This is a genomic window from Acidobacteriota bacterium (assembly GCA_029861955.1).
Classification (GTDB): domain Bacteria; phylum Acidobacteriota; class Polarisedimenticolia; order Polarisedimenticolales; family Polarisedimenticolaceae; genus JAOTYK01.
Genome location: JAOTYK010000009.1, coordinates 18,335 through 30,222 on the forward strand (window position 1 = coordinate 18,335; position 11,888 = coordinate 30,222).

General features: G+C 60.2%; 9 protein-coding genes. 5 read left to right on the plus strand and 4 right to left on the minus strand.

Translation table 11 applies throughout. The annotated features are described in order from the left end of the window. Positions 1–175: 175 nt before the first annotated feature. From OES25_05870 to OES25_05880, 3 genes are read left to right on the plus strand one after another with little or no spacing between them, the layout of a single operon-like run. Positions 176–2,230, plus strand: coding sequence for a serine protein kinase (locus OES25_05870; protein MDH3627168.1), 2,055 nt, complete (start codon positions 176–178; stop codon positions 2,228–2,230). Positions 2,231–2,248: 18 nt separating this feature from the next. Next, entirely contained in the window at positions 2,249–3,322 is a 1,074-nt protein-coding gene (locus OES25_05875) for a DUF444 family protein (GenBank protein MDH3627169.1), read from the plus strand. Positions 3,323–3,336: 14 nt separating this feature from the next. Beyond that, complete coding sequence (locus tag OES25_05880) at positions 3,337–4,860, plus strand: SpoVR family protein (GenBank protein ID MDH3627170.1); 1,524 nt, start codon at positions 3,337–3,339, stop codon at positions 4,858–4,860. On the opposite strand, the gene OES25_05885 is transcribed toward OES25_05880, so the two are convergent. Then, the gene (locus OES25_05885; GenBank protein ID MDH3627171.1) at positions 4,857–5,501 is read right to left on the minus strand and encodes a hypothetical protein; all 645 of its coding nucleotides are present in this window, start codon (positions 5,499–5,501) and stop codon (positions 4,857–4,859) included. The genes OES25_05880 and OES25_05885 overlap by 4 nt on opposite strands. A gap of 109 nt (positions 5,502–5,610) precedes the next feature. Further along, positions 5,611–5,982 (minus strand): hypothetical protein, encoded by a 372-nt coding sequence (locus tag OES25_05890; protein ID MDH3627172.1) that lies wholly within the window; start codon positions 5,980–5,982, stop codon positions 5,611–5,613. A 191-nt stretch (positions 5,983–6,173) separates the two neighbouring features. Here OES25_05890 and OES25_05895 point away from each other — a divergent pair, with 191 nt between their 5' ends. Together OES25_05895 and OES25_05900 are read left to right on the plus strand one after the other, a co-directional pair. Next, positions 6,174–7,430 carry an ATP-binding protein gene (locus OES25_05895; GenBank protein MDH3627173.1) on the plus strand — a complete coding sequence of 419 codons (1,257 nt, stop codon included), beginning with the start codon at positions 6,174–6,176 and terminating at the stop codon, positions 7,428–7,430. Beyond that, on the plus strand, positions 7,427–8,602 hold the full coding sequence (locus OES25_05900) for a response regulator (GenBank protein ID MDH3627174.1): 1,176 nt from the start codon (positions 7,427–7,429) through the stop codon (positions 8,600–8,602). The genes OES25_05895 and OES25_05900 overlap by 4 nt, the downstream gene beginning before the upstream one ends. Here the strand turns inward: OES25_05900 and OES25_05905 are convergent. Both OES25_05905 and OES25_05910 read right to left on the minus strand, forming a co-directional pair. Further along, positions 8,599–9,216 (minus strand): response regulator, encoded by a 618-nt coding sequence (locus OES25_05905; GenBank protein MDH3627175.1) that lies wholly within the window; start codon positions 9,214–9,216, stop codon positions 8,599–8,601. The two genes, OES25_05900 and OES25_05905, sit on opposite strands and share 4 nt — an antisense overlap. Before the next feature lie 12 nt (positions 9,217–9,228). After that, positions 9,229–11,679 carry a response regulator gene (locus tag OES25_05910; GenBank protein MDH3627176.1) on the minus strand — a complete coding sequence of 817 codons (2,451 nt, stop codon included), beginning with the start codon at positions 11,677–11,679 and terminating at the stop codon, positions 9,229–9,231. Positions 11,680–11,888 lie beyond the last annotated feature (209 nt).

Consider the following 11,888-nt stretch of genomic DNA (forward strand, 5'->3'; position numbering starts at 1 on the left):
TCATCATTATTAATGGTTCCTATCGCCCTTTTCCTCCAACGGCCCGCGCTGCAACAGGACGGTTGCCGAAGAATCCCCCTTCGCGGTTTTGACGATCATGAATCGGGAACCTATGTTCCGCCTCGCAGACCCGGTTACGAATTTGAACACGCGGGGCAAACGAGGAGGCTTCAATATGGCCGTCGCCGAGAACATCATCGCCAGGGCGCGGGAAGCCCTCGACCTGGACAGCTATCGCGCGCAGAACTGGAGCGGCACGTTCAGCGACTACCTGGACATGGTCCGCGACGACCCTCGAATCGCACGTACGGCGTTCGAACGGATGTACGACATGATCCTCGCCGGCGGGACCCGCGAGTATGTCGACAACAAGAAGAAGATCACGCACTACAACTTCTTCGACGACGCGACCCAGGATGGCGGCGACGCGATCTACGGCCTCGACATCCCGTTGATGAAGTTGGTCAACATCTTCAAGTCCGCCGCCCAGCGTTACGGCACGGAGCGTCGGGTGATCCTGCTCCACGGGCCGGTGGGATCGTCGAAGAGCACGATCGCTCGCCTGCTGAAACGGGGACTCGAGCGCTACTCCAAGGGTCCGGACGGCGCGATGTACACCTTCGGCTGGATCCGTGACCTCGATAGTCCGGACGAGGTTCAGGCCTGCCCGATGCACGAGGAGCCGTTGCATCTGGTTCCCGAATCACTGCGAGAGATGATCGCCGGCGACCTCAATCAGGGGCGTGGCGACAACGACGAACTGGTCCGCATCGAGGGCGATCTCTGCCCCTTCTGTCGGCAGGAGTTCCGCGAGCTCTCCACACGCTACGCCGGCGACTGGTCTCGCGTGATCAAGCATGTCCAGGTGAAACGACTGTTGCTGTCTGCGCAGGATCGAGTCGGCATCGGCACGTTCCAGCCCAAGGACGAGAAGAACCAGGACAGCACCGAGTTGACGGGCGATATCAACTATCGGCTGATCGCCGAGTATGGCTCCGATTCCGACCCGCGGGCTTTCAACTTCGACGGCGAGTTCAACATCGCCAACCGCGGCATGATCGAGTTTATCGAGGTTCTGAAGTTGGACGTGGCGTTCCTCTACGAGCTTCTCGGCGCCAGCCAGGAACACCAGATCAAGCCTAAGAAGTTCCCGCAGACCTTCATCGACGAGGTGATCATCGGCCACACCAACGAGCCGGAGTACCGTCGACTGCAAAACAACGAATACATGGAAGCGCTCCGCGACCGAACCGTCAAGGTCGACATCCCGTACATCACGAAGCTCAACGAAGAGATCAAGATCTACCAGAAGGACTACAACACCGGTCGGATCCGTGGGAAACATATCGCGCCCCACACGATCGAGATGGCCGCGATGTGGGCCGTTCTGACGCGTCTCGAGGACCCGAAGAAGCACAACCTGACGTCGATGCAGAAGATGAAGCTGTACAACGGCAAGACCCTGGCCGGGTTTACCGAGGACAACGTCAAGGAGCTTCGCAAGGAGTCCCGCAGGGAGGGAATGGACGGCATCTCCCCGCGCTATATCCAGGACAAGATTTCCAACGCCCTTGTGACGGACGTCAGTATGCGTTGCGTCAATCCCTTCATCGTTCTGAACGAGCTGGAGTCCGGGCTACGACAACATACGTTGATCAGCAGCGAGGACCAGCGCACACGGTACCGTGAACTGCTGGACGACGTCCGTCGCGAGTACGAGGACATCGTCAAGAACGAAGTGCAGCGTGCCATCGCAGCCGACGAGGCGGCGATCTCGCGACTCTGCGGGAACTACGTCGACAACCTCAAGGCCTACACCCAGAAGGAGCGGGTGCGGAACCCGTACACCGGTCAGGACGAGGATCCGGACGAGCGTTTGATGCGTGCCATCGAGGAGAAGATCGATATCCCGGAGGCCCGCAAGGACGACTTCCGTCGGGAGGTCATGAACTACATCGGCGCGTTGTCCCTCGAGGGTAAGCGGTTTGACTATCGCACCAACGAGCGGCTGCACAAGGCACTCGAACTGAAACTGTTCGAGGATCAGAAGGACTCGATCAAGCTGACGAGTCTGGTCTCCAGTGTCGTCGATCAGGAGACGCAGGAGAAGATCGACATCGTCAAGGGGCGCCTGGTACGGGACTACGGCTACTGCGACTCGTGTGCCACCGATGTCCTGCACTTCGTCGCCAGCATCTTCGCCCGCGGAGATGTGAAAGAAACGGAATAGCCCGACAGGATCTGTTACATGTCAAGAATCCAGAGCGACGTCAACCGCTTCCGCAACATCGTCAAGGGGCGTGTGCGAGAAGAGTTGCGCAAGCATCTGGGTCAGCACGATCTCTACGGCAAGCAGGGAAAGCGCACGGTCGCGATCCCGATCCCCCATCTGGAGCTTCCACGCTTCGTCCACGATCCCGGCGGCAAGGGCGTCGGTCAGGGTGACGGCGACGGCGAGGGCGAGGGCAGCAAGGCCGGCAAGGATCCCGGACAGCACGTCCTCGAGGCTGAGTTCAGTGTCGAGGAGCTGGCGGAGATGCTGGGGGACGCGCTGGAGCTGCCCCGCATCGAACCCAAGGGACACGACGAGTTGGAGAGTGGGGGTGGGCAGTACACGGGTATCGCCAACGTGGGCCCCGAATCCCTTCGTCATTTCAAACGTTCGTACCGTCAGGCCATGCGTCGGATGATCTCCAACGGATCGTACGATCCGGTCCAACCGAAGATCGTCCTCGAGCGAGGCGATCGTCGCTATCGCTCGTGGAAACCGAAGAAGCAGCAGAGCGCCAACGCGGTCATCATGTACGTGATGGATGTGTCCGGTTCCATGGGAGCCGACCAGAAGGAACTGGTCCGCATCGAGAGTTTCTGGCTGGATGCGTGGATTCGCAAACACTACGACGGCGTCCACAACGTCTACATTGTTCACGATGCGGCGGCGAAGGAAGTCGATCGAGAGACGTTCTTCCGGATCCGCGAGTCCGGCGGCACGGTCATCTCCTCTGCCTACGAGTTGGCACGACGGATATTCGAGGAGCGATACCCGGTCGATGACTGGAATCTCTACCTGTTCCACTTCACCGACGGTGAGAACTACAGCCGGCAGGACACGGAGAAGTGCACGAAGATGCTGACAGAGACGATGTTGCCCAAGCTGAACCTCTTCGGCTACGGACAGGTTGAGAGTTACGGAACCAGCGGCGACTTCTACGACGCACTGAAGAAAGATCTCAAGGACGAAGAGAAGGTTGCGCTGTCACGGATTCCGGATCGCGACGCCATCGCCGGTTCGATCAAGACACTGCTTGGTAAGGGTCGCTAGACCGGGGGAAGACGATGAAGCTGATTCCACTGCCACTGGAACTGGCACGAGCCCAGGAGACGATCGAGGCGATCGCCCGGGACGAGTGTGGATTGGATTTTTATCGCACCGTCTTCGAGATGGTCGACTACGAGCAGATGAACGCACTGGCGGCGTACGGTGGTTTTCCGACCCGCTATCCCCACTATCGATTCGGCATGGAGTACCAGCAGCTCAGCAAGAGCTATGAGTACGGTCTGCACAAGATCTACGAGATGGTCATCAACAACGATCCGACCTACGCCTACCTTCTGGAAGGCAACATGATGTTGGATCAGAAGCTGGTGATGGCCCACGTCTACGGCCACGCGGATTTCTTCAAGACCAACATGTACTTCGGTCATACCAACCGTCGCATGATCGATGAGATGGCCAATCACGCCACACGGATACGACGCTATCAGGAGCGCTTCGGCGTCGGGCCGGTCGAGCGCTTCATCGACTCGTGTCTTGCCATCGAGGACCTGATCGATCCCAACGCGGTCTTCCGCGGTGCGGGCAATGGCGTCGAGTCGGTGATCGAGCGACCTCCGGTCAGCGAGAACGTGGGCAAGATGGAGGCGAAGCAATACATGGATCGCTACATCAACCCTCCCGAGTACCTCGAGGCGCAGCAGGCCAAGCTGGATCAGGCCGAGCAGTCTGCCCGGAAATTCCCGGCTCAGCCGGAACGGGACCTGATGGGTTTCCTGCTGAAACACGCGCCGCTGGACAACTGGGAAAGGGATGTCCTCGATTCGATCCGTGAGGAGGCCTACTACTTCCTCCCGCAACGTCAGACCAAGGTGATGAACGAGGGTTGGGCCTGCTACTGGCACAGCAAGATCATGACCGGCCGTGTCCTCACCGACGCCGAGGTGATCGACTACGCCGACCATCATTCGGGGACCGTGGCGACACAGCCCGGGCGACTGAACCCCTACAAGCTGGGGCTGGAGCTATTCCGCGACATCAAACGACGCTGGGATATGGGTCAGTTCGGTTCCGAGTGGGGAGACTGTCAGGACATGGCCGAGCGTCACGCCTGGGATCGGGAGACCGGTCTTGGACTCGAGAAGATCTTCGAGGTACGACGGGTTCATTGTGACGCGACGTTCCTGGACGCCTTTCTGACGCCGGAATTCTGCGCCGAGCAGAAGCTGTTCGTCAGCAAGGAGCAGGGCGCCCAACCGAAGACCCACATCTCGTCCCGGGAGTTCGCCGAGATCAAACAGATGATGCTGTTCCAGTTCACCAACGGTGGCCGACCGGTGATCGAGCTGGTCGATGCCAACTACGCTAATCGGGGCGAACTGCTCCTGACCCACGACCACGTCGGCATCGACCTGCGTTGGGACTGGGCCGCGGAAGTCCTGAGAGAAGTGGTGCAGTTGTGGCGAAGACCGGTCAACCTCGAAACCCTCCGCGAGGGTAAGGCCGTCCGTCTCCGCCACGACGGCGAGAACGCTTCTGAAGAGGACCTCGAGGCCATCACTCGAAGCGAGGCCAAGGCAAGTTAACGCTTTCGGTGTCCCTTGCCTCGGTGCGCGTGTTTCGGTTTCCCCTTTATCTTTCCGTGGGGATGTCGCGAGTGGTACTCGTGAGCCAACACGTGCCGTAGGTTGCCCCCCGCACGCTTTTCCATCGCGGCCTCGATCGACAGATCGTAGTAGTCGGAGATCATCCGCACCGCCACCAGATTGCGAGCGTCGGCGTCGCTCAGGGTGAAGGCCGCCCGACGATTCTGACGATGTTTCTTCCAGTACCCGTAGGCCTTGCCATAGGGCGGCCCCGGGGCCCGCTCGACCGGCACGAACCAGACGTCGTGATTCAGGCCCAGGTGGGCGGAGATCTGCCACCAGCTTCTGCCCTGCCGTCGGAGCTGCCAGATCTGGTCTGCGTTTTGACCGGAGTGGCGGGAGACGAACAAGGCCACCGCCAGATCGTCGGGGTTGTCGTATCGCACGGCTACCTGGCGAACGGTGTCATGGTCCCGGTCGAAATAACGGGACGAGATGGCGACGTACAGCTCGCCATCGTCGCCAACCGGGATGTTGGCGCCAAAGCTGATATCCACACCGGCAGCGGCCGGAGAGTAGCCGACCACAAGGACCACGGCCATGGCCATGACCCAACTGCCGACTCTTCGATTCCGATTCATGGGTGACTCCTTCTCGGATCTATCGGACTTCTGGAGTCGAATGTAGGCCGAGCCCATCCTGTGACAACCGCGTCGATGACGAAACCGTCATTCCGTGTCGCGAACCGAATCATCGAAATGGAGAGACCGTCTCCGCGGCGATGCGAACGACGCATAATTCAAGGTTTATCGCGTGACAGACGTTGCTAAAAACATCCGAACAATCGGGACGAAATCTGCAGCTCCCGGTGCCGGTTGTCTCGATGCGACAGCCACACGCCAGAGAGCCTTGGCGGACGCAACTGCAGAACTCCTCGATGGGAGACGGCCGATGCTTGTCGTCGTCCCCTGCCGGGCTGTGGAAGGACGGTGACGCCGGGTCTGCCCAGACCGCAAACAGCGCCTGGTAGTCCGGTTCGGATTGCGGCGTGGCTTCTGCCGCCGACGTCAACAGACCCAACGTGAGTGCCAGAGCAAGGGCCAGGGCTCGAGATGCTTTCATGGTGACTCCCCCTCGTGAGGCGATGCGGGACCGGTCCATGGAACATGAGTCGGAACGAGGCTTAATTCCCCCTGAAACGGGCCACCGCGGGTTCCGCATCGGAGACACCCCACCGCCTTGCCGATGGCCAAACGGGGCCCGATATTGCATAGAGCAGCAGAAGGGCGCCGCGTGACTAAAGGAGGGTTCCGATGACACCCAATCGACGGGTGCTCGTCGTTGAGGACGACCCCGGGCTCCGGGATTTCTACAGCGATGTGCTCGAGATCGGACCGGGAGACCGGGTGATCGACGACAAACTCGATGTCACGCTAGTGGAGAGCGGCGTCATGGCGGTCGCCAGTGTCGAGGACGCTATCCGCCGTGGCGAACCGTTCTGTGGTGGCTTCTTCGATCTCGTCCTACCAGGCGAGCTGGACGGCATCGAGACCATGCGTCGAATCCGAGAGCTGGACCCTCACCTGTTCTTCTGTGTCGTATCCGGCGCCGAGACATCGATCCTGGATACGATCGACCCGATCTTCGAGGGCAGCGCCCAGGACTGGGAGTTTCTGGCCAAGCCCGCCGGCGTTGAAGAGATCTACCGACGCGCGTTGGGGATGAGTGCTCGCTGGAATCATCGCCAGATTGTCGAGCAACAGGGCGAGCGTCACAACGTTCTGGCCGGCCTCGGTATGTTGGCCGCCGGATTGGCCCACGAGATCAACGGCCCGCTGGGGTTCGTTCACGACAATCTGACGACCCTCAAGCGTTACGGCGAACGGATCCGCGAGGCGATGGCGCTGTATGACCAGCTGGAGGAGGCACTGTCCGACGGCCGGCCGGTAACCGATCTCCTCACGCAGATCCACGGCTTCCGTCGTCAGAAGAAGATGGACTTCATTCTCGACGACCTGTCGGACGCCATCGAGCAGTCGATCGACGGCAGCAGCCTCGTACGAGATATCAGCAAGGCGATGAAGGCCCTCTCCCCCACTGACCGTGTGATGTCGGAGGCGGCGGACGTTGCCGATTGTTGTCGCCGGGCATTGCTGCTTGGGAGTCACGAGATCCGCAACGAGATCGACGTGGTGACCTCGATTCAAGAGCTGCCCCCGGTCCGTTGCAACGGCGCGGAGTTGACACAGATCCTCCTGAACCTGCTGGTCAACGCCGCCCATGCCATCGAGGGTCACGGCAAGATCCGGGTGCGCACCTATGGAATGAACGACCGCATCGTCATTGAAGTCGAGGACAACGGCTGCGGAATCTCTGCCGATCGCATCGAGCGGATCTTCGAACCGTTTTTCACCACCCGGGCGTCACGTGGCGGATCCGGCATGGGACTGATGTTGGTTCGCGACCTGGTGGAGAAGTATGACGGACAGGTAGAGGTTGAATCGACGGTCGGCGAGGGAACCCTGATGAGAGTTGAGCTGCCCACGGTAGCCGAGGAGGATCGCGGATGAACGGTAAGGTGCTATTCGTCGATGACGACTTAAACATCCGTCGCTCGATCGAACGGTTGTTCTTCGATGACGACGAGATCGAGGTGACGACCGCTTCCGGGGCGGCAGAGGCGTTGCGGATGCTAAAGCTGAGTCCCGCAGACGTGGTGGTCTCCGATCAGATGATGCCGGAGATGGACGGGATCAGACTGTTGAAGGAGATCCGACGCGACTTCCCGGGAACCCGCCTGATGATGCTGACCGGCTATGGCGAGGCGATGGCCGACGAGATCGAATCGGAGTTGGGCTCCGACATGCCGGTCTTCAGCAAGCCCTGGGATATCGAAGATCTGCGTAGCTCGATCCAGAAGCTGCTGGTCGATCAACAAGAGATCGTGGAGCCCCCGACGGAACCGCAACACAGTACCCAGGGCATGCTGGCCGCGGGCCTGGCCCACGAGATCTGTGGACCGCTGGCGTTCATTCGCTCGAACCTGGAAGTCTTGAATCGCTACGGAGACCGGGTCCGGGAGTTGATCGCCCTCTTCGAGCGGTTCGAGCGACAGGCCCAGCATGACCCGGAGTACGACGAGCTTCGAAAGGAACTAAATGCCGTTCGAGACGACGCCCACATCGACTTCATCCTCAAGGACCAACGGGCACTGATCGAACAGTCTCTGGACGGCACGGCGCTCATCACCGACATCACCGCCGCTCTGGGTGCGCTGTCGCCCTCCGCCGAGCGTGGACACCGCTCCGACCCGGAGGCGTGTGTGGAGCGGGCGCTGCTGATCGCCCGTTACGAGGTCAAGGGGTCGGTCGAGGTCGTCCGCGAGATCGCGGCTGTCCCGGCGGTTCGCTGCAATGGGACGGAGCTGACGCAGATCCTGCTGAATCTGCTGATCAACGCCGCAGAGTCCATTCGAACGTCGGGACGGGTCACGGTCCGAGCCTTTACCCACGACCAGCAAGTGGTCATCGAGGTCGAAGACGACGGCTGTGGAATCTCCCCCGAGCATCGAGGCCGCATCTTCGATCCGTACTTCACGACGAAGAATTGCGTGACCGGTCTGGGGTTACCGCTGATCTCCGAGCTGGTGCGACGGAACCAGGGATTGATCGGTGTCCGTAGCGAGAGCGGTCGTGGCTCATGCTTCCGTATCGAACTTCCGATCGCCGACGACGAGGACTAGTCCTGGCCGATCGGCTCTTCTTGCTTCTGACCCGGATAGTGTTCCGTCAGGCAGTCCTGACATAGCGAGTGAGTGAACATCGCGTCGGATCGCGTCTCGATGTAGCTCTCCAGTCGATGCCAGGTGTCTTTGTCGTCGCGGATTTTTTTGCAGTACATGCAGATCGGCAGAAGTCCCTGCAACGTCTTCACGTGGGCCAGAGCGCTCTCGAGCTCTTGAACCTTGTCTTCCAGGGCCGCCTCCAGATCCAGGATTCGTTTACCGACGGCCAGTCTTGATCGCAACTCGTGGGGATCGAACGGCTTGATCAGGTAATCGTCCGCGCCGGCTTCCAGCCCGGTGACGATATCTTTCTTCTGACCCTTGGCCGTCAGGAAGATGATGTAGATGTACTTGTCGAACTCCATCTCGCGGATGCGTCGACAGACATCGACGCCGTCCATCTCCGGCATCATCCAGTCGAGGATTGCCAACCGGGGTGCGTCGGGCTTGATCAGACCCTCGAGTGCCTGAACACCGTTTTCCGTGCTCTCGACCTCGTAGTCCATTCTCTCCAACGTCACTTCCAGGAGGCGTCGTGAGACCTGGTCGTCTTCTGCAATCAGGACCTTCATCGTCATTCCTTTCTAGACCGACTGAACGAAGCAGCGGGAACCCTGTTGGACCATGGTCCGGAGTTCTTGCTCCACAAGATCAATATGGTGTCTTAATTCGCTGAGGACACGTCGGGCGCCATCCTCCGGGTTTGTCCCCAGAATTTCCTCGAGTTCCACCGCAAGGGCCACCGCCGGGTGGGCCGCCAGAGTCGACAGCGTGCTCTGGAGTCGCTGCGCCTCGCGGGCCGCATCTTCCGCTCGGCCCGCGTCGAGGGCCGTGTCGATGGCCTGCAGCATTTGCGGTCCATCCTCGAAGAACATGTCCGCGACTTCCCTCAACAAGTCGGTGTCCTGCGCCACCTGGGTCCCCAGCTCTTCTCGATCGATACAGCGGCCCGGGGTGGGTCGTGCGGGTGTCCCGATAGTCTCGGTGTCCTCATCCACCAGATTCCGAATCGTCGCTTCCAACTCGCTGGCGGTAAACGGTTTCGAGACGTACGCGTTCATCCCCGCCTCGAGGAACTCCTCGCGATCGCCCTTCATCGCGTGGGCCGTCACCGCAATGATCGGAAGAGGCCCGTGCACGCCATGCTCCCGTTCGCGATCACGAATGGCGCGAGTGGCCTCGATGCCATCCATCCCCGGCATCTGGATATCCATCAAGACGGCGTCAAAGGCGTGAGCAACCACGGCCTCGACGGCCTCACGACCGTCTTCCACCAACGTCACCTCGTGACCGAGGTTTTCGAGAACTTTGCGGATCACCATGCGATTCACGGGGTTGTCTTCGGCGACGAGGATATCGAGACTCTCGCTGGACTCTCGAAGGTCGTGCCGGGTGATCATCCTTACTACCTTCTTCGGATCCCGGACGAGGACCCGACGAACCGTCTCGACCAACTCGTCAGGTTGGATCGGCTGGGTCAGGTAACCGGCCACGCCGATCTCGCGACAGCGCGCTCCGTCGCCACGTTGCCCGGGTATGGAGAGCAGGATGACTCGTGCCCGCCGAAGCTGCTGATTGCGATCGATCGCCTCGGCCAACTCGTGGCCACAGCCGTCGAGAGATGCGTCTAGAACGACGCCGTCAAACGGCCGCTTCTTGATTTCTGCTTCAAGCATCCGTTCCCAGATGTCTGCGCTGACTCTTGCTCGTTCGACCCGATGGCCGGCCCGTAGCAACGCTTCGACCAGGGTCTGACGTCGCTTCGAACCGTCGTCGGCCACCAACAATCGCGCCGAGGGTACCTGATGTTTCTCGAACGTGGACTCACTGGCCTCTGCAGGGCGGAAGTGAACGGTGAACGAGAAGGTGCTGCCGTGGCCCGGCTCACTCTCGACCCAGATCGATCCACCCATCAGTTTGACGAGCTGCGACGAGATCGCCAGACCCAGGCCGGTACCGCCATGACGTCGTGTGGCCGATCCATCTCCCTGGGCAAACGATTCGAAGATCCTACGCTGGGTGGCCTGCGGGATGCCGATGCCGGTGTCGCGGACCGAGAACTGAAGCGTGCTGCCCCGTTCGTCTTTGGATTTGATCACAGCGTCGATTACAATCTCGCCACTGTCGGTGAACTTCGCAGCATTCCCGACCAGGTTGATCAGAATCTGGCGTAACCGACTGGGATCTCCGTTGACCGTTCTCGGGATCCCCGACTCGACGTTGATCTTGAATCCGAGTCCCCGTTTCTCCGCCGCGATGCGACTGGGTTTCAGGGCATCATCCACGCAATCGCGAAGACTGAACGTGATGTCTTCCAGCTGCAGTTTGCCCGCTTCGATCTTGGAGAAGTCGAGGATGTCGTTGACCAGCGTGAGGAGCGCATTGGCCGACGACATGATCGTCTGCAGGTATTCGTTGAGCGGCTCCTCGACGTTGCACTCCAGTGCCAGGTCGGCCATGCCCAGGATGCCGTTCATCGGCGTTCGGATCTCGTGAGAGACGTTGGCGACGAACTGAGACTTTAATCTGGCCGCATCGAGTGCTTCGTTTCTTGCGCGGGTCAGTTGGTTGGCCTGAGCTGCAAGCTGCTCGGCGTGGTTCTCGGCCCGGGACTTGGCTCTTTGTAATTCGTCGTAGGACGCTTCCAGTTCCAGTTCCATCTGTCGACGTTGCGAACAATCGATGACCATCCCGCGAAAGCCGATGACCGTTTCGTTTTCGTCGCGTATCAGCGAGATCGACCCCTCGGCGAAGGCCGAGTTGTCGTTGTCCTTCACGACCTCCCAGACGAACTTGCCGGATGTCGCCCGCTCGTCGTAGATCTTCTGGAAGTAGCCCTGGATGTAGGCCAAGTTGGACGGCGTCGTGAACGACTTGAACGACGCCCCGATCACCTCGTCTTCGGTTCGGTCGAGGAGCTTGCAGAACGCCGGATTGACGAAGCTAAAGCACCCTTCCAGATCGCACTCGTAGTAGCCGTCCGGTAGCGTCCGAAGAACGTCCTTGTAGTCGAGTTTTCTGCGCGATCGACCCACGATGACCCCCGTAGCGGGATGTGAAGCCCGCTGGGGATAATCTGTGTCTCCGAGGCCCCCAATGCAATGAATCGGGACTTTCGGCGTGAACCAGCCACCCATAACGAATTTTCGTTGATTTATGGGTGTTTATTGACCCTGCTGAAATCCCGGGTCGCCCCCCATAGCTCTTGCGAGGGTGCAAACCGGGCCGGGCAGGGCTCTTGTCA